Source organism: Pseudoflavitalea rhizosphaerae (assembly GCF_003991355.1).
Classification (GTDB): domain Bacteria; phylum Bacteroidota; class Bacteroidia; order Chitinophagales; family Chitinophagaceae; genus Pseudobacter; species Pseudobacter rhizosphaerae.
In genome coordinates this window covers 219,307-238,465 of record NZ_RCSU01000010.1, presented here as the reverse complement: position 1 = coordinate 238,465, position 19,159 = coordinate 219,307, and the positions used below count along the sequence as shown (strand labels likewise).

Below are 19,159 nucleotides of genomic sequence, written 5' to 3'. Positions count from 1 at the left end.
CACTCGCCGGGAGGCGAGCGAGTGGGCACGCCTTGTAATTCCACTTTCCGGCTCTGCAAATTCCTCCCACTTTTCCCCCACTTTTTTCCCTTTTTTCAAAATCCCAATCATTTCCCAGAAAATGAGATTTCCTTTTTTCCAATCTGAAAGTGGAAAATTACACAGTCCGGATCCCTTGATTTTGAAGGATTAACAACGCTGATGCACAGGATACGCACAGGTTTTACCCGTAAATCCACAGGAAATTCACAAATAACTCAGGAGTTTTTAACATATAAGGCTGAAATGCAGGCTGATGGCGGGTTTGAAATATGCGAGCCTGTGGAAAAATTAAATTTTCCAATTCTCTCCGCGGCTGTGGGAAAATGTGTTATTTTGTGTTTATAAATGGGAGTAAGGCATTTATCCGCTGTAAATGATTGAATTTCTGGGAGAATACGAGGCTACGTTGGACGCCAAAGGGCGTTTCCTTCTACCGGCTGCCCTTAAAAAGCAGATTCCGGAAGAAGCGGGGACCCAGTTTGTGATCAACAGAGGCTTTGAAACCTGCCTTGTGTTATATCCCACGCTGAGCTGGAAGCCAATATTTTCCAGGTTAAGCAAATTGAATGATTTCGACCCCAAGGTACGCGAATTCAGGAGAAAGTTCCTGAACGGCGCTACCAACATCGAGCTGGATTCCGCGGGTCGATTATTGGTGCCACCCAATCTGAAGGAATATGCAGGTTTGGATAAAGACATTGTGGTGGTTTCTGCAGTAAACAAAATCGAGATCTGGGATAAAGTAAAGTACCAACAGTTCTTTGAATCTTCTTCATCTGACAATTTCAGTCAACTGGCACATCAGGTGATGGCAGGCGCCGATAGTGCCCCATCCGACCTTGAGTTATGATAAATGATCAGGAAAATAGTTCATACCATGTGCCCGTTCTCCTGCAGGAAGTACTGCAGGGATTGAATATTCAGCCTGATGGCACTTACGTGGACTGCACTTTCGGTGGAGGCGGACATTCCCGCGAGATCCTTCGACTGCTCGGACCGCAGGGCAGACTCATCGCTTTCGACCAGGATGCGGATGCCAGGCAGAACCTTCCGGACGATCCCAGGGTCCTCTTCGTTCCCCATAATTTCCGCCACCTCCAGCGTTTCCTCCGCCTGAACAATGCCATTCCCGTTGACGGCATCCTCGCTGACCTCGGCGTCAGCAGCCACCAGTTCGATGAAGCAGACCGCGGATTCTCCACCCGTTTCGACGGCGATATGGATATGCGTATGGACACCCGGCAAACACTCACTGCTTTCGATGTGGTGAACACTTACTCCGAACAACAGCTGCACAAACTGTTTGAACAATACGGAGAAGTCACCAATGCCAAAACCCTCGCCAGAACTATCGTTCAGGCAAGACAAACTCAGTCGCTCCGCACCATCGCCAATTTCAAACAGGCACTGCATTCCGTGGTGAAGGGAAATCCCAACAAGTACTTTGCCCAGGTTTTCCAGGCGTTGCGCATTGAAGTGAATGATGAATTGGGAGCATTGAAAGAAATGCTGCAACAAGTTCCTTCTCTTTTGAAACCCGGTGGCCGTGTTGCTATCATCACGTTCCACTCGCTGGAAGACAGGATTGTCAAAAATTATTTCCGCAAAGGCACATTCGAAGACGAAGATCCAACAGACCTGTTCGGCAACAAACCATCTGAACAGGTTTTCAGGATCATCACCAAAAAACCGGTGACCGCCTCCGATGCCGAATTAAAAAGAAACCCCCGCTCCCGCAGCGCCAAGCTGAGGGTAGCTGAAAAAGCATATGAGTGACGAAAAAGAAATAAGGGAAGCGAAGGAAGCAAGAGAAGCCAGGAGAGAATGGCTGAAGATCTTCAGCTACCGCTGGATCACACGCAATATCCCGTTCTTTCTTTTTCTCGCAGCGCTCGCAGTGGTCTATATCTATAACGGCCACTACGCAGACAAAACGATCCGCAGTATCAACAAAGTTTCAAAAGAACTGAAAGAACTGCACCATGAATACAAAACATTAAAAAGTGAAGTGATGTTCCGCAGCAAACAAAGCGAACTCGCCAAAGCTGTTGATACACTCGGACTGAAAGAACTGACCGTACCACCCATCGTGTTGCGGGACTCAGTTTACAAAGCCGATTCACTGATGAAAAATAGATAAAAGAGGAACTGCTGAGTGGAAGTAAAACGCGACATATTATGGAGGGTATACCTCGCATTCATCCTGATTGTGGTGTTCAGCATCACTATTCTTGGTCGCGCTATCTACATCCAGCAATTCCAGGGTAAACACTGGATCGCTGAAGCCAGCCAGCAGATGGAACGCTTCGTGGAAACAGATGCAGAACGCGGCACCATCTATTCAGAAGATGGCGCTATGCTCAGCACTTCCATTCCCTACTTCGATATCTATATCGATTTCGCAGCCGACGGATTGAGAGCAAAAAACGGAGAACGTTTCAAGAATAATATAGATTCTTTGTCTATCGGGCTGGCCAATCTTTTCCAGGATATGAACGCGCAGGAATACAAAACACTCCTGCAAAACGGCTACCGGAAAAAGAAGAGATATTATCTCCTCAAAAAGAATATCAGCTTCCGGCAATACAAAACGCTTCGCTCCCTGCCACTCGTTCGTCAGGGGAAAGACAAAAGCGGATTCATTGCAGAAGTGAAGGATAAAAGACTCAACCCTTTCGTACTCCTTGCCAACCGTACCATCGGATTGAGCCGGGAATATGTTGACAGTGATGGAAAAGTGAAAAACACGAATGTGGGTCTGGAAAAAACCTACGACTCATTACTAAGGGGTGAAACCGGAAAGAAACTCATGCGCAAAGTGGCGGCTGGTGTGTTCATGCCGGTGGATGGTACAGAGATCGAACCACAGAATGGAAAAGATATCGTTACCACCCTCGATGTGAACATACAGGACATTGCAGAGAACGCACTTTTAAAAGTGATGCAGGAAAATGAATGCACCAACGGCACCTGCCTGGTGATGGAAGTGAAAACCGGAAAGATCAAAGCCATCGCCAATCTCGGCAGAAGGCCCGATGGCAGTTACTGGGAAGATCTCAACTACGCGCTCCGCGCCTCTGAACCGGGATCCGTTTTCAAACTCGCCACCATGCTGAGCCTGCTGGAAGATAAATACATCACACTCGATCAGCACGTGAACCTCGAAGGAGGCGCCTGGCGCTACATGACGCGCACCGTCTACGACTCCGAAGAGCATGGCAAGCATGATGTAACAGTGAAACAGGCATTCGACGCCAGCTCCAACGTGGGAATGGCAAAACTGGTAACGGCCCATTATTCAAAGAACCCCAACCAGTTTGTGAACCACCTGAAAAAACTCCGCTTCGATAAATATTCCGGCATCGATCTTCTCGGCGAAACAACGCCGGTAGTGAAGAAGCCGAAAGACAGAACATGGAGCGGCACCTCATTGCCCTGGATGAGTTTCGGATACGAAGTACTGGTTAGTCCGCTGCAATCGCTGATGCTCTACAACGCAGTGGCCAACAATGGAAAGATGATGAAACCTTACCTGGTGAATTCCATCCGGGAGAACGGACAGGTGATCAAACAGCATTCACCCGAAGTATTGGAAGAATCGATCTGCAGTCCGGAAACACTGGAACAATTACAAAGCTGTCTCCGCTCCGTGTGTGCCACACCGGGAGGAACAGGATACAGGCTCTTTCTCGGAACGCCTTATGAAGTGGCCGGGAAGACTGGTACCTCACAGGTGGCCAATGGGAACAGGGGATATGCCGATCATATCCACCAGAGCAGTTTCGCCGGTTATTTTCCGGCACGGGATCCCAAGTACAGCATCATAGTGGTGATAGTGAACAAACCCTTCGCTTCAAAATATTATGGTGCGGCTATTGCCGGACCTGTATTCAAGGAGATTGCAGACAAGCTTTATGCCCTGAATGCAGATGAAGACAAAAGCAATGAGAGTTTCCGCGTAACGCGCATGAAGAAAGACAGCAGCAATTATCTGTATGCCGGACAGGCGGATGATCTGCGCCTGATCATGGACGCAGTACAGATGAAGTACAGGGATTCTGTGAAGAAAGATGAATGGAGCAGGATGTACGCCGTGAACTATCAACCAGTGATGAGCGGGCAGGCCGTTTCAAGAAAAATGATGCCCGATGTGAGAGGGATGGGATTGAAAGATGCCATCTACCTGCTGGAGAACATGCAACTGAAAGTGAATGTGCAGGGAAAAGGAAAAGTAAGTACACAAACAATATTGCCCGGTACCCCCATCAATAAGGGACAGGCAGTAACGATAGGATTGAATTAATAATTATAGACTAACCCAGGCATGGCAATTCTGCAGGACATCTTGTACAAGGTACGGATCCGTTCCGTTCACGGAGATACCCGTGTAAATGTGAATGCGCTTCAGCTTGATTCACGCAAAGTGAGCGCCGGTAATGCTTTCATCGCGCTGAAAGGTGTGGCCTCCGATGGTCATGACTATATCGCTAAAGTGGTGGAGCAGGGCGCAGCCGCCGTGATCTGCGAAACAATGCCTGCCGTTATCAAAGAAGGGGTTACCTATATAGAAGTAGAGAACAGCCATATTGCAGCAGGTTTCCTCGCTCATAATTTCTATGGCCAGCCCTCAGAAAAACTGAAACTGGTAGGGGTAACAGGCACCAATGGTAAGACCACCATCGCTACTTTATTATTCAAACTCTTTTCCGGGCTGGGCCACAAATGTGGTTTGCTCAGCACGGTAGACAATCATATCGGTGATGAGGTTGTTCCTGCAACGCATACCACACCTGATGCAGTTAGTCTGAATGCACTGCTGAAACAAATGGTAGATGCCGGTTGCACCCATGCTTTTATGGAAACCAGCTCACACGCTATCCATCAGCATCGCATTGCAGGTCTCCGCTATGCCGGCGGACTCTTCAGTAATATCACCCACGATCACCTGGATTATCACAAAACATTCGATGAATATATCCGCGTGAAGAAATCCTTCTTTGATGGACTTCCTTCCGATGCATTCGCTATCAGTAATGCAGACGATAAACGCGGCGCCGTGATGTTGCAGAACACTGCAGCGCACAAATATTTCTACAGCCTGCGCACGTTGGCTGACTTCAAAGGAAAGATCATCGAGAACGCGCTCTCAGGACTGGTGATGAATATCAACGACCAGGAAGTGCATTTTCGCCTGATCGGTGAGTTCAACGCTTACAATCTCCTGGCTGTATACGGCGCTGCCATCTGTATGGGTGAAGAAAGGAACGAAGTGTTGCGTGTACTCAGCATGCTCTCCGGTGCAGAAGGAAGATTCGATTATATCATTTCAAAGAACGGACAGGTGATCGGTATTGTGGATTATGCCCACACACCCGATGCGCTGCTGAATGTGCTCACTACAATCAAGAAACTGCGGAAAGGTCATGAACAGATCATCACCGTAGTGGGATGTGGCGGCGACCGTGACAAGACCAAGCGTCCTGAAATGGGCGAGATCGCCTGTGAGCACAGTGATAAAGCCATCTTCACTTCGGATAACCCCCGCAGTGAGGACCCGCTGGAGATCCTGAAAGACATGGAAGCAACCCTGAACACCGCCGCAAAGCGCAAGTTCATTTCCATTGCAGACAGGAAGGAAGCCATCAAAACCGCCGTGAGCCTGGCGAAACCCGAAGACATTGTGCTGATAGCAGGCAAAGGCCACGAGAAATACCAGGAGATCAAAGGAGTGAAACATCCTTTCGACGATAAACAGGTTTTGAAGGAAATGTTTGACATGTTAGACAAGTAACCCAAAGCAAAACACAGAACCAGCATATGTTGTATCACCTGACCGAATGGCTTAGAGAATTAGGGGTAAAGTTCCCCGGGAGCGCATTGTTCCAGTTCATCACCTCCCGTGTGATGCTGGCTGTGATCCTCTCTTTGCTGATCACTACCGTATTCGGTAAGAAGCTGATCAACTACCTGCGCAAAAAGCAGGTGGGCGAATCCGTTCGTGATCTCGGTCTGGCAGGTGAACAACAAAAGAAAGGAACGCCAACCATGGGAGGGCTGATCATTATCCTCGCCATCCTGGTGCCTACTTTATTGCTGGCCGATCTGAATAAAGCCTATATACGCCTGATGATCTTCGCTACTGTTTGGCTTGGCGTCATTGGTTTCATAGATGATTACCTGAAGCTCCGCGCAAAGAAGCTGGCGCAGAAATCGGGAGTGGCCTATAAAAAAGGCGACAAGGATGGGCTGGCAGGATGGTTCAAGGTGCTGGGGCAGGTTGTGCTGGGAATTGTAGTGGGCTGCGTGATCCTTTTCAACCAGAACACAAAAGTATGGAGGGATTATTCAGGACCTGTGAGAGCCGATGACACTACCATCATCAAAAGAACATTCGACGGACAAACAAAATATTTCGTGGAAGCAGATGCCCCGATCACTACCATCCCTTTCGTGAAAAGTCATGAGTTCAACTACTCCAAACTTTTACCGGAAGCGCTGCGCGGCTTTACCTGGCTGCTCTATATCGGTATCGTGATCTTCATCGTAACAGCTGTTTCCAATGGCGCCAATATCACGGATGGACTGGATGGTCTGGCAACAGGCACCAGCGCAATCATCGGGGCTTGTCTTGGCATCTTTGCCTATGCGAGCGGTAACCTCCGGTTTGCGGAATACCTGAACATCATGTATATCCCCAATCTCGGTGAGCTCAGCATTTTTATAGGCGCATTGATCGGGGCCTGTGTAGGGTTCCTTTGGTACAATGCTTATCCCGCGCAGGTTTTCATGGGAGATACCGGCAGTTTGACGCTGGGTGGTATCATCGCCGCGCTGGCCATCATTGTAAGAAAAGAATTATTGATCCCCATCTTCTGCGGAGTGTTCCTGGTAGAAGTGCTGAGCGTAACGCTGCAGGTGAGCTGGTTCAAGTATACGAAGAAGAAATATGGCGAAGGACGAAGGATCTTTCTCATGAGCCCGCTGCATCACCATTACCAGAAGCTGGGCTATCATGAATCGAAGATCGTAACGAGGTTCTGGATCGTAACAATATTATGTATCGTGTTCGCAGTAGTGACTTTAAAGATCAGGTAATTGGCAAAACGATTGATCATATTGGGTGGAGGGGAAAGCGGCGTGGGCGCTGCCATCCTCGGTAAGCAGAAAGGGTACGATGTATTCCTCTCTGATGCCGGGAACATTGCCGATAAATACAGGAAGGAACTGGACGAATATGGCATCGCTTACGAGTCCGGCCGGCATTCAGAAGAACGTATCCTGGAAGCCGATGAAGTGATGAAGAGCCCTGGCATTCCTGAAAAGAATGAGCTGGTAAAGAAAATAAGAAAGAAAGGCATTCGCATCATCAGTGAGATTGAGCTGGCCTATCGATACAAAGGGAACAGCAGGATCGTTGGTATTACCGGGGCCAATGGAAAGACCACTACCACTTCGCTCATTTATCATATCTGTAAAACAGCGGGGCTGGATGCAGCGCTGGTAGGGAATATCGGTTTCTCTTTTGCGAAGCAGGTGGCATTGGATCCTAAAGAGCTGTACGTGGCGGAGATCAGCAGCTTTCAGCTGGATGATATCCATGAGTTCAGACCAGATGTGGCAATCCTGACCAATATCACGGAAGACCACCTGGACAGGTACGAGTACAATTTCGGGAATTATATAAACAGCAAGTTCCGGATCGTCGAGAATCAGACTGCTGATGATTATTTCATCTTTTGTGAAGACGATCCTGTAACGATGGAACATATCGGACGGTTCGCAATCAAATCTAACCTATTACCATTTACTATGAACAAAGAGCCAAATCAAGGCGGGTATATCAAAAACGGCCAAATGACTGTAGCGGTACGTGATGAGAGAATGGACATGAGCGTTTATGATTTCACCCAGAAAGGTAAGCACAATCAATACAATACCATGGCAGCAGGAATTGCGGGTTCCGTTCTCGGCATCCGGAAAGAGAAGATCAGGGAGGCTGTTCAGACTTTCGAAAGCCTGGAGCATCGTATGGAGTTTGTGAGCACCGTGCGCGGCGTTGATTTCGTCAACGACAGCAAGGCCACCAACGTGAATAGTACATGGTACGCCCTGGAGAGTATGGAGAAACCAACCATCCTCATTCTTGGCGGGGTAGATAAAGGCAATGATTACAGCAGCATGACAGATCTGGTTAAAGAGAAAGTGAAAGCGATCGTGGCCATGGGCACAGACAATCGCAAGATCCATGAAGCTTTCCAGAATGATGTGCCAGTGATCGTGAATACAGCCAATGCGCGTGAAGCCGTGCATGCAGCATTCCATCTCGCCAATAAAGGTGATGTGGTATTGCTCAGCCCCGCCTGCGCCAGCTTCGATCTTTTCAAGAATTATGAAGATCGCGGCAACCAGTTCAAGGATGCAGTTAGAGAGTTGTAATAATTAATGGTAATGAAAAATAGCGGTGATATCGGATTTGATGAGATAGCCAGCCCCGTGAAAATGGGGAACAGGCTTTGGTCCAGGACCAGGGGCGATAAAGTCATCTGGGCTGCGGTACTGCTATTGGCGCTGGTATCGGTACTGGTAGTGTACAGCTCCACCGGATTGCTGGCCTACAAAATGAACAAAGGGAATACAGAGATCTACCTGTTCAAGCAGATCGTGTTCATCGCAATTGGTTTGGCAGTGATCTATTTCTCGCACCTGGTGAACTACACGGTGTATGCGAGAGTGGCGCGGATCCTCTTCCTGATCTCGATACCATTACTGATCTACACTTTTTTCTTTGGGGTGCGATTGAATGAAGGTAGCCGCTGGATCAGGCTGCCGATCATCAACCTCACTTTCCAGACATCGGATCTTGCAAAACTCGCGCTGTTCATGTACCTCGGGCGGCTGCTGAGCAAGAAGCAGGATGTGATAAAAGATTTCAGAAAAGGTTTCATTCCCGTGATCACTCCGGTAGTGGTCATTTGTGCATTGATAGCACCGGCAAACCTTTCAACAGCCCTGCTGGTGGGCGCTACCAGCATGTTGCTGTTATTTATCGGAAGAGCAAGCGCCAAACATTTGTTGCTGACCATTGGCATTGCGGCAGTTCCGGTGATACTGCTCGTTACCATCGCTCTTTCTTATTACGATTCATCCGAAGGAAGATCGAAAGAATTGCCAGGAGTACTTTCCATTGGCCGTCTGCCAACCTGGATCAAGCGTGTGCAGAATTTCGTGCACAGCAATAAGGAGATCGATAAAGACGAGAACTACCAGGTGAACCAGGCCAAGATCGCCATCAGCAAAGGCGGTATGCTGGGACTGGGACCGGGTAACAGTGAAACGAGAAATTTTTTGCCACACCCTTATTCAGACTTCATCTATGCCATCATCATAGAAGAATATGGAATTGTGGGAGGTGCATTCATCATATTGATCTACCTGATCTTTTTGTTCAGGTGTATCAGGATCTTCAGGAAATGTCCATACGCATTTGGGGCATTCCTCGCATTGGGGCTGAGTTTTACGTTGGTGATACAGGCCCTGATCAATATGGCGGTAACAGTGAATCTCTTCCCGGTAACTGGGGTAACACTTCCGCTGGTGAGTATGGGAGGTAGTTCATTTCTTTTCACCTGTCTTGCCATCGGCATCATATTGAGTGTTGCAAGAAACGTAGAACAGTTGGAAGGAAAGGCGCCGGTACCTGAAGTAAATGCATAGAAATTATAATGAGCACAGGCAATATAAATAGCGGTATTAAGATCATCATTGCAGGTGGAGGCACCGGCGGACATATTTTTCCTGCCATCGCCATCGCCAATGCATTGAAGAAAGCGAATCCATCCATCGAGATCTTGTTCATCGGAGCAAAAGGAAAAATGGAAATGGAGAAAGTGCCGCAGGCTGGCTACAAGATAGAAGGGATTGATATTGCAGGGTTCAACAGAAGTTCTTTGTTAAAGAATATCGGGCTTCCGTTCAAGCTCATCAAGAGTTTTTTCCAGGTGAGAAGGATCGTGAAAGCATTTGCACCATCAGCCGTGGTGGGTGTAGGTGGTTATTCCACTTTTCCTGTTCTGAAATTGGCACAGGCAAAGGGGATCCCAACATTCATCCATGAGTCAAATTCGTTTGCAGGTAAGAGTAATATGATGCTGGGAAGGAATGCAACGAAAATATTTGTGGCGAGTGATGGCATGGAGAAATTCTTTCCGGCAGCAAAATTGCAGATCACCGGCAATCCTGTTCGTGAAGCAATTGTGCAGATGCATACAGACAGGCATACGGCAAGCATGAGCTTCGGTTTTGATCCGGCAAAACAAACTGTACTGGTAACCGGTGGAAGCCTTGGCGCCAAAGGCATCAACGAGGCCATCGATGCAGAACTGGAAGCATTTGCGCAGAACAATGTGCAACTGATCTGGCAGACCGGAAAGCCTTATGCAGCAAAGGCTGCAGCCCGCGTGAAAGGACAATCGAATGTGTGGACCGATGCCTTCATCACGAAAATGGAGAACGCGTATGCGGCTGCCGATATCGTGATCTCCCGTGCAGGGGCCATGGCCATCGCGGAATTATGTGTGGTGAAGAAACCTGTGATCTTTGTGCCATTTCCTTTTGCTGCCGAAGATCATCAGACCGTGAATGCACAGCACCTGGTGGAAAAACATGCAGGGATCATTATCAAAGACAGTGAAGCGAAAGAGAAATTAGTACCGGCAGTGATCGCTCTTTCAAAAAATAAAGAACAGCAGCGCGAGTTGCAGCAGAATATAGGACAACTGGCAGTAACCGACGCGGACACACAGATCGCATCGGCGATTTTAAAAGCAATCAAATAAGCAGCGGACAAACCGCCCAAAGGATATGGTTCAACTGGAAGACATCAAAAAGGTTTACTTCATCGGCATCGGTGGTATCGGAATGAGCGCCATTGCGCGCTATTTCAAATTCCACGGAAGGCAAGTGAGCGGCTACGATAAAACGGAGACCGTACTCACCAAACAGCTCGTGGCCGAGGATATACCTGTTCACTATGATGATAACCTGGAACTGGCGCCGAAAGATGCCGACCTGGTGGTGTATACGCCTGCCATTCCGAAAGATCACAGTGAACTGAATTTTTACCGTGATAATAAGTACGTGCTGATGAAGCGCAGTGAAGTGCTGGGTGTGATCACGGAAGGCTCTTTCAATATCTGCGTGGCCGGCACGCATGGGAAGACCACTATTTCCACTATGATCGCACACCTGCTGCGTCATACCGGTTATGGTTGCAATGCTTTCCTCGGTGGCGTGGCCGTGAACTACAACAGCAATTACTGGAGCGATAAACGTAATGTTTGTGTAGTGGAAGCCGACGAATACGACAGAAGCTTCCTTCGTCTCAGTCCTGATATCGCCGTGATCACCGCCATGGATGCGGACCATCTCGATATCTACGGAACACCTGAGGCCATGGAAGATGCCTATATCGATTTTTCAAGGAGAGTGAAGAAGGGAGGATGGATGATCAGTAAGCATGGACTGAAAAGAAGCGCTGCGCTGGAAAGCACGCACCAGCTGACTTACAGCCTGCTTGACCAGGGAGCAGATATACGCGCAGAGAATATCCGCATGGAGAATGGTTCCTATCATTTTAATGTGGTAACCCGCCTCTGGCATTTGAACGATATCACCCTGAACATGGGTGGACTTCATAATATCGAGAATGTGATCGCGGCCATCATGATCGGACATCATCTCGGCATTGCAGACGATAAGATCAAAGCAGCTGTTGCGGATTTCAAAGGAGTGAAGCGCCGTTTCGAGTACATGATCAAAACACCTTCACAGGTGTTTGTGGACGATTACGCGCATCACCCCGAAGAGCTCAGGGCATTGATCAGCGGGGCAAGAAAATTGTTCCCCGACAAAAAATGCACCGTGATCTTCCAGCCGCACCTGTTCACGCGTACGCGCGACTTTGCGAAGGAATTTGCCGAAAGTCTCGATCTGGCCGATGAAGTGGTGCTGCTGCCGGTTTACCCTGCCAGGGAATTACCGATCGAAGGCGTTACCAGCAACCTGATCCTTGACCAGATCACAATCACCAACAAGCAGGTCCTGGAAAAGGCGCAGGTCCTGGATTTCATCAAACAACAAAAAAAAGATAACTGGTTATTGATCACAGCCGGAGCAGGAGATATAGACACACTGCTGCAGCCCATCAAAACCATATTGGATAATTAAGGAATAACCGTAGCGATGGCTAAAGTGAACAAAAAGAAAATACTGCTTTTCCTGCTCTGGTCTGTGATCGGAACAGTAGTGGTAGTATTATCAGTGAAAGCCATGAGCATACAGAAGGAAAAGACCTGCAGCGGTTATACGATCCGGATAGTGGGTGGCGGAGACCATTTCTTTATAGATAAGAATGATGTACTCGCCATTCTCAATAATAACGGATCGAAGGTGATCAGGGGCCGTTCCCTCAAATCTTTCGATCTGCGCGCTATGGAAAACCAGATGGAGAACAATCCCTGGATCCGCGATGCGCAACTGTTCTTTGATAATAATGGACAATTGAATGTTTTGATCACAGAGGCCGAACCGATTGCCAGGATCTTCACCGTTACCGGCAATAGTTTTTATATAGACACAGCTATGAAGCGTTTGCCGCTCTCTGCAAAACTGTCTGCCAGGCTGCCTGTATTCACCGGCTTCCCTACAGACAAGACCCGCCTGAATACTGCAGACAGCACACTGATGGCGGATATTAGAACGATGAGCAGGTTCATGCAGAAAGAACCACTCTGGATGGCGCAGATTGCGCAGGTGGATATTACGCCCGACAGGAAATTTGAAATGATGCCAACTATCGGACGTCATGTGATCGAGTTCGGAAATGGACAGGACTTTGAAAAAAAATTCCGCAGACTGCTGATCTTCTACAAAGATGTACTCAGCAAAACCGGGATGGACACTTATAGCAGGATCAACGTACAGTTCAACAGACAGGTGATTGGAGTGAGGGGAGGAAGAACCGCAGTTGCACCCATACCCATCGCAAACACCGAAAAACCACCCATAGATTCCCGACCTGCCGCTAACCGGAAGAACCAGTCCGGAGCCAAGAAAAATCCACCTTCGAAAAGCCAGTCCTATGAAACCCCGACGAAACAGTTGAACAACAAGGCAGGTTCAACGGACACCAAACCCAAAGCTGTAATGCCAAAACGCAATTCCCATTAAATCAATAACAACACAACTAATCAAATAACAACAACTAAAAACAGGATAGATTATGAACAATGAGCAACAACCCATCATCGTCGGGCTGGACATCGGCACGACGAAGATTGCAGCGATTGCGGGTCGAAAGAACGAGTACGGGAAACTGGAGATCATTGGGTTTGGTCGCGCCAACTCCAACGGAGTGAAGCACGGTCAGGTTTTGAACATCGATGAAACCATCAAGGCCATCCGCATGGCGCTTGATAACTGCTATGCTTCCAATCCCAACCTGGAGATCAATGAAGTGTACGTAGGTATTGCCGGGCATCATATCAAGAGCCTGCAAACCCGCGGCGACATTGTACGCCAGCACACGGAAGAAGAGATCACTCACCGTGAGATCGACCAGCTCATCGCTGACCAGTACAAAACTTATATCCCTGCAGGTGATCAGATCATCGATGTGATCCCGCAGGAATTCACCGTTGACAACTTTCAGAACATCCCCAACCCGATCGGATATGGTGGTGTGAAGATCGGAGCCAACTTTCATATCATTACAGGTGATAAGAATGCCATCCGCAATATCAACCGCGCTGTTGAAAAAAGCGGACTGCATACAAAAGACCTGGTACTGCAACCGCTGGCCTCTGCTGCGGCCGTGATGGGACATGAAGACCTGGAAGCAGGTGTTGCCATTGTGGACATTGGTGGTGGTACTACTGACCTCGCCGTGTTCTATGAAGGTATCCTGAAACATACAGCGGTTATTCCTTTCGGTGGTGAGAATATCACCAATGATATCAAGACCGGCCTCGGCGTTTTAAAAACCCAGGCTGAACAAATGAAAGTGCAGTTTGGCTCGGCTCTTGCTAATGAAGCAAAAGCAAATGCCTTCATCACGATCCCTGGTCTGCGCGGCATGCCTGCCAAAGAGATCAGCGTGAAGAACCTGGCCAATATCATCCAGGCGCGCATGAATGAGATCATGGACTTTGTTACTTATCACCTGAAGCAGGTAGGGCTTGATAACCGTACACTGAATGGCGGTATCGTGCTCACCGGTGGTGGTGCGCAACTGCGTCACCTGATCCAGCTGACCGAATATGTAACAGGACTGAACTGCCGCATCGGTTTTCCAACGGAGCACCTGGCAGCAGGTCATATTGAAGAGTTGGCCAGACCAACTTATTCAACCTGTATCGGTCTTATCCTGAAAGGATACAGCGATTACGAGAACAACCGTAAACAGTTCGAGCATCAGTTCAGGAAGGTTGAGATTCCTGAAACACTGAAGAAGCCAGCTGTGATCGAAGATACAATTGAAGAAATTGCAGAACCGGAGCAATCCGAAAAAGTAAAGAATCGTAAGGGGATCAAAGATTTCTGGGGCAAATTCAAAGACGGCATCATTGATCTGTTCAAAGAAGAAGAGGACCACGCTCTCTAACCCTGAACCCATCGATCATTTACTAACCCATTATTAGAAACTGTCTCCGGATGGGCTTTCAGGTGAAGCGAGGCCTGGTGAGACAAAAAACGAAAGCTATGATTCATTTTGATTTACCGAAAGAGAAATCATCCATCATCAAAGTGATTGGTGTGGGTGGTGGCGGCAGCAATGCCGTTAATCATATGTTCGAGCAGCAGATTGAAGGAGTGAATTTCATCATCTGCAATACGGACGCACAGGCCATTGCGCAAAGCAAAGTGCCCAATAAAGTACAGCTCGGTCCCCACCTTACACAAGGTTTGGGCGCCGGCGCCAATCCGGATATTGGCCGTCAGGCCACCGAAGAGAGCCTGGAAGAGATCAAACGTATACTGGAAGTGAATACCAAGATGGCATTCATCACAGCCGGTATGGGCGGTGGCACCGGAACAGGCGGCGCTCCCATCATTTCAAAGATCTGTAAAGACCTTGGTATCCTCACTGTGGGGATCGTTACCACTCCTTTCACTTATGAAGGAAAGAAACGTCAGATCCAGTCTGAGGAAGGTATCAAGAGCCTGAAACAATATGTAGACACCCTGCTGGTGATCAGCAACGATAAGCTGCGTCATCAGTTCGGTAACCTGAAGATGAAAGAAGCATTTGCGAAAGCAGACAATGTACTGGCTACTGCTGCAAAATGTATCACCGATGTGATCAACAGCACCGGCCAGATCAACGTTGACTTTGCAGACGTTTGTACGGTTATGCGTAATGGTGGTGTTGCCATTCTCGGCAACGCGTCCTGCTCCGGTGAAGACCGTGCACAACGCGCCATCGAAGAAGCGCTCAACTCGCCACTGCTGAACGACAACGATATCAGCGGCGCCAAATGGATCCTCATCAATATCAACTCCGCCGAGAATGAGCATGAGTTCACGATGGATGAGGTTGACACTATCCAGAACCACCTGCTGAGCCAGGCCGGTGAAGGAACCGATGTGATCCTCGGTTTGGGTTATGATAATTCACTGGGAGACCAGATTGGTATCACGCTCATCGCAACCGGCTTTGAGTACAGTGATCCTTTTACCAGGAAAGCTGCGCAGCCAAAGAAAGAAGAGAAGATCCTCTTCAATCTCAGCCAGCAGCCTGAGCCTCCTGTTACGCCTGTTCCTCCTGTTACCAGTCAACAGCAGCAGCAACAACAGCCGCAAGCTTCCACCACCAGGCCATCGGTGATCATGCCGAAGAAAGAAGAGCCTCCTGTGCAGCCGCAGATGATTGCCGGGGAACCTCCTGCTATCAAAGAGGAGCTGCAACCGAAACTGGTTGACATGGATTCTCCTTCGGCCTCCACTCCGCTTGTGCTTTTTACGAGCGATGAGCCTGGGAAAAATACCGTGGATAAAAATGATGAGCCGGAAAGGATCGAATGGGTACTTTCGCAACCTTCCCAACCTGCTCCCCAATTGAACCAGCAGCAAGCTAGCAACGCTGCTGCGTCTCAGAGTACAGGCGGATTTCTCGCGCGACCATCCAATATTTATGCTGATTCCGCATTTGAAGATTCCAAACAAACTAAGCCTGTGAATGAACCCGTCCAGAACCAAGCCACTGTAAAGCCCGTCAGGGAGGAAGATCCCAATGACATGCAGCTGGTGTTCCGGGATGATATTCCAGCGGCGGATGTGCCTGGGGCCCACCAGACTCCACCAGTTGTTATGGCATCTTCTGTTGAGGAACCAGCGATGCTGGACGAAGCAGAGGAGCAAAAACGTCGCGCAGCCGAAAGGATTCAGAAGTTACGTAACCTGAGTTTCAATATCAACGGCGCTGACCCTAACAATGAGTTTGAAACTGTGCCGGCTTACATCCGCCGCAATCTTGAACTGTACAACACCATCAGCAGTGTTGAGAATTTCTACAGTAATTACGAAGTAAAAAATGATGAGAATAATAAAACCAGTATCTCTACCATCAATACATTCTTAGATGGCGAGAAACCGGATTGATCCATCGTTCATCTCTTTCCTGTATTAAGTCTATTAAAATACAGCGATTGTTGTTTTTAGTTGTTTCCCTCCTGATTCCTCGGGAGGGATTTTTTTTGACTAAATTTGTAAAGGCACATAAATCCCGATTATGCAAACTATTCTCATCACCGGAGGCACAGGCCTTGTAGGATCAGCACTTACAAAATTGCTGGTGAACAAAGGTTACCAGGTGATCATCCTCACCCGCAGGTCAAAGCCCGCCGAAGGCCCTGTGTCCTATGCCGAATGGGACCCTGCTGCCGGTACTATAGATGTCAAAGCTGTGCAGCAGGCTGATATGATCGTTCACCTGGCTGGCGCTAATGTGGGTGAGAAACGCTGGACAAAAAAGAGAAAACAGGAAATCCTGGACAGCCGTGTAAAGAGCGCCAACCTCATCGTTCAAACGCTGCAATCGAATCCCAATAAATGCCGCGCTGTGATCAGCGCATCCGCCATCGGCTGGTATGGCGATGATAAACTGCGTCCTGCCGGCAAAACCATGTTCACTGAAGAAGCGCCTGCAGATACAGAATATCTTGGCGCTACCTGCAGGGAGTGGGAAGAAAGCATCCAGCCAGTAACGGACATGGGTAAGCGCCTGGTGATCCTCCGTTCGGGCATTGTGCTCAGTAATCACAGCGGCGCCTTCCCCAGCTTCAAGAAGCCTGTGAAAATGGGATTCGCCGCCATTCTCGGCAATGGCAGACAGGTGATCAGTTGGGTCCACATAGAAGATGCTGCTAGACTATATCTCTATGCCATCGAGAACGAAAACCTCCAGGGCATCTACAATGCAGTAGCGCCGCAGCCTGCCACCAATGAAAACCTCACTATTACGCTTGCCCAAAAGATCAAAGGAAAATTCTTTATTTCTATCAATGTGCCTTCATTCCTCCTGAAGATCGTGCTCGGCGAAATGAGCGTGGAAGTGCTGAAAAGCGCCACTGTCAGCAGCGCTAAGATCAGCAAGGCCGGGTTTCAGTTTTTGTATCCTACGATCAATGTTGCAATAGATAGCCTCATAGGTATAAAAAATCCGGCTGCAAAACGAACCGGCGCGGGAGAATAAATATTTGACTGTAGTTGGTTGGGTTGGGGTTTGGTAATTCTATTGGACTGTTTCGCTTACGTTTTGAAGGCCGGAGTTTTTTACACCCTTCGGCTGATGGTGTCGCGGGTGCATCAGTGTTGATAGATAGGTAGCAAGGGCGACATTTCTTTTGTTTGGGTGCTTTTTGTTTGTGCAATTATTTCGGTTGTAGATTCTTTGCATTTGTTTCAAATGTTGAGATGATTGGACTGTTGTGTTTTAGATGAAGAACTGTTTCTGTAGTTTGAAAAAAATCAGGGAGTTCAATCGGCAGGTAATGCACACTGCTTTTAATTGGGGGTGATTTGAGTTGATTTTTATTTTTCTCTTTTACACGTCTGGATCGCAATGTGTGGACGGAGTGTTGAGTTACTGATTTCTGTTCTGCGAGTTGAAAACAATATTGCTTTTGTGAAATGCTATTGACGGTTGATGGAGTTTTAGTAATGTATTATATCCTCAACCAAAACTGTTGCAATATTATCGTGCTGGAGGCGAAGTGATATGATAAGCTGGTCCTGGAAACAAAAAGCGAAAAAGCCTGGCTCGGCACCACAGTCACATCCGACCAACCAAAGCCCAATACCACTACAAATGCGCTGGTTTGTTTCCTAACCAGCGTTCATATCCTTCGCCGACCCAAAGCCAAATAAAACTCAACCATGCTTTGAATGATATAAACTACTAAACTCCCCCACAACCGCAACTCCATTCTCATCAAACCCCAGTTTATTCAACTTCAGATCTGCAACATCGGAGAGTAACACCCTCCGCCATTGCGGGTCCAGCGTGCCCCCCTTCGCTCCGGGTGTTGCATTGGGGTCGTACTGGAACTGCGGGTCACAGATTGTGCCACGAGGGAACATGATGCCGGGTGTTCCCTTGCCGCGGATATCGAGGTGAGTAGGGTGTTCCAGTCCAAGCGTATGTCCATACTCGTGAGCAGCAGTGGTGGCGGTTTGCTTCAGGTTGGCGAGTTTGAAATAGCCTGTGTTACTGCCAAGGCCATCAACGAAGGAGATATCGAGATTGCTGAATTCTTCGATGCGGAAGAAGTTGAGACGGGGATTATCGTTGTACCAGACTGATTCCGGTGGGAGATCAGGTTGGTAACTACCTTCGATCTGGAAGCGAAGGAGGAAATCATGGTCCTTTATTTTGACGATGGCTTTCGGTTCGTTCCAGATAAAAGCGATATCATCTGCCATTTGCCGGGCAAGCGTTTGATCGGCGGCATCGCCATAGATGACGATGATGGAGTGGATGGTCAGCGTTGCGTTGAGTTGATCGAGTGTGGCTTCTCCCATATGCTGTGATTGTTGAATAAAGATAATAAAGAAGAAGGAG

At 48.3% G+C, this 19,159-nt stretch carries 15 protein-coding genes; 14 read left to right on the top strand and 1 reads right to left on the bottom strand.

The window, feature by feature from the left end; all coding sequences use genetic code 11:
* Positions 1-415: 415 nt before the first annotated feature.
* From mraZ to D9Y29_RS18035, 14 genes are all read left to right on the top strand, one after another.
* Positions 416-892 (top strand): division/cell wall cluster transcriptional repressor MraZ, encoded by a 477-nt coding sequence (gene mraZ, locus D9Y29_RS18100; RefSeq protein ID WP_127130811.1) that lies wholly within the window; start codon positions 416-418, stop codon positions 890-892.
* The gene (gene rsmH / locus D9Y29_RS18095) at positions 889-1,818 is read left to right on the top strand and encodes a 16S rRNA (cytosine(1402)-N(4))-methyltransferase RsmH (protein ID WP_127130809.1); all 930 of its coding nucleotides are present in this window, start codon (positions 889-891) and stop codon (positions 1,816-1,818) included. The genes mraZ and rsmH overlap by 4 nt, the downstream gene beginning before the upstream one ends.
* Positions 1,811-2,182, top strand: coding sequence for an FtsL-like putative cell division protein (locus tag D9Y29_RS18090; RefSeq protein WP_127130807.1), 372 nt, complete (start codon positions 1,811-1,813; stop codon positions 2,180-2,182). The genes rsmH and D9Y29_RS18090 overlap by 8 nt, the downstream gene beginning before the upstream one ends.
* A gap of 15 nt (positions 2,183-2,197) precedes the next feature.
* Positions 2,198-4,345, top strand: a complete 2,148-nt coding sequence (locus D9Y29_RS18085; RefSeq protein ID WP_127130805.1) for a penicillin-binding protein — start codon at positions 2,198-2,200, stop codon at positions 4,343-4,345.
* A 21-nt stretch (positions 4,346-4,366) separates the two neighbouring features.
* Positions 4,367-5,833: a UDP-N-acetylmuramoyl-L-alanyl-D-glutamate--2,6-diaminopimelate ligase gene (locus D9Y29_RS18080; RefSeq protein WP_127130803.1), complete on the top strand. Its 1,467-nt coding sequence runs from the start codon at positions 4,367-4,369 to the stop codon at positions 5,831-5,833.
* 26 nt (positions 5,834-5,859) lie between these two features.
* Entirely contained in the window at positions 5,860-7,137 is a 1,278-nt protein-coding gene (gene mraY, locus D9Y29_RS18075; RefSeq protein WP_127130801.1) for a phospho-N-acetylmuramoyl-pentapeptide-transferase, read from the top strand.
* Positions 7,138-8,478 (top strand): UDP-N-acetylmuramoyl-L-alanine--D-glutamate ligase, encoded by a 1,341-nt coding sequence (gene murD, locus D9Y29_RS18070; protein WP_127130799.1) that lies wholly within the window; start codon positions 7,138-7,140, stop codon positions 8,476-8,478.
* 12 nt (positions 8,479-8,490) lie between these two features.
* Positions 8,491-9,756: an FtsW/RodA/SpoVE family cell cycle protein gene (locus tag D9Y29_RS18065; protein ID WP_127130797.1), complete on the top strand. Its 1,266-nt coding sequence runs from the start codon at positions 8,491-8,493 to the stop codon at positions 9,754-9,756.
* An 8-nt stretch (positions 9,757-9,764) separates the two neighbouring features.
* Positions 9,765-10,877 (top strand): undecaprenyldiphospho-muramoylpentapeptide beta-N-acetylglucosaminyltransferase, encoded by a 1,113-nt coding sequence (murG, locus tag D9Y29_RS18060; protein WP_127130795.1) that lies wholly within the window; start codon positions 9,765-9,767, stop codon positions 10,875-10,877.
* A 25-nt stretch (positions 10,878-10,902) separates the two neighbouring features.
* The gene (gene murC / locus D9Y29_RS18055) at positions 10,903-12,267 is read left to right on the top strand and encodes a UDP-N-acetylmuramate--L-alanine ligase (protein ID WP_127130793.1); all 1,365 of its coding nucleotides are present in this window, start codon (positions 10,903-10,905) and stop codon (positions 12,265-12,267) included.
* Positions 12,268-12,282: 15 nt separating this feature from the next.
* A complete protein-coding gene (locus tag D9Y29_RS18050) occupies positions 12,283-13,269 on the top strand; it encodes a cell division protein FtsQ/DivIB (RefSeq protein ID WP_127130791.1) in 987 nt (328 codons plus the stop codon).
* Positions 13,270-13,321: 52 nt separating this feature from the next.
* Positions 13,322-14,701, top strand: a complete 1,380-nt coding sequence (gene ftsA, locus D9Y29_RS18045; RefSeq protein WP_127130789.1) for a cell division protein FtsA — start codon at positions 13,322-13,324, stop codon at positions 14,699-14,701.
* Between the two features lie 98 nt (positions 14,702-14,799).
* On the top strand, positions 14,800-16,698 hold the full coding sequence (gene ftsZ / locus D9Y29_RS18040; protein WP_127130787.1) for a cell division protein FtsZ: 1,899 nt from the start codon (positions 14,800-14,802) through the stop codon (positions 16,696-16,698).
* Positions 16,699-16,828: 130 nt separating this feature from the next.
* Positions 16,829-17,791: a TIGR01777 family oxidoreductase gene (locus D9Y29_RS18035; RefSeq protein ID WP_127130785.1), complete on the top strand. Its 963-nt coding sequence runs from the start codon at positions 16,829-16,831 to the stop codon at positions 17,789-17,791.
* A 677-nt stretch (positions 17,792-18,468) separates the two neighbouring features.
* Here D9Y29_RS18035 and D9Y29_RS18030 read toward each other — a convergent pair.
* A complete protein-coding gene (locus D9Y29_RS18030; RefSeq protein ID WP_127130783.1) occupies positions 18,469-19,119 on the bottom strand; it encodes a zinc metalloprotease in 651 nt (216 codons plus the stop codon).
* Between the last annotated feature and the right edge of the window lie 40 nt (positions 19,120-19,159).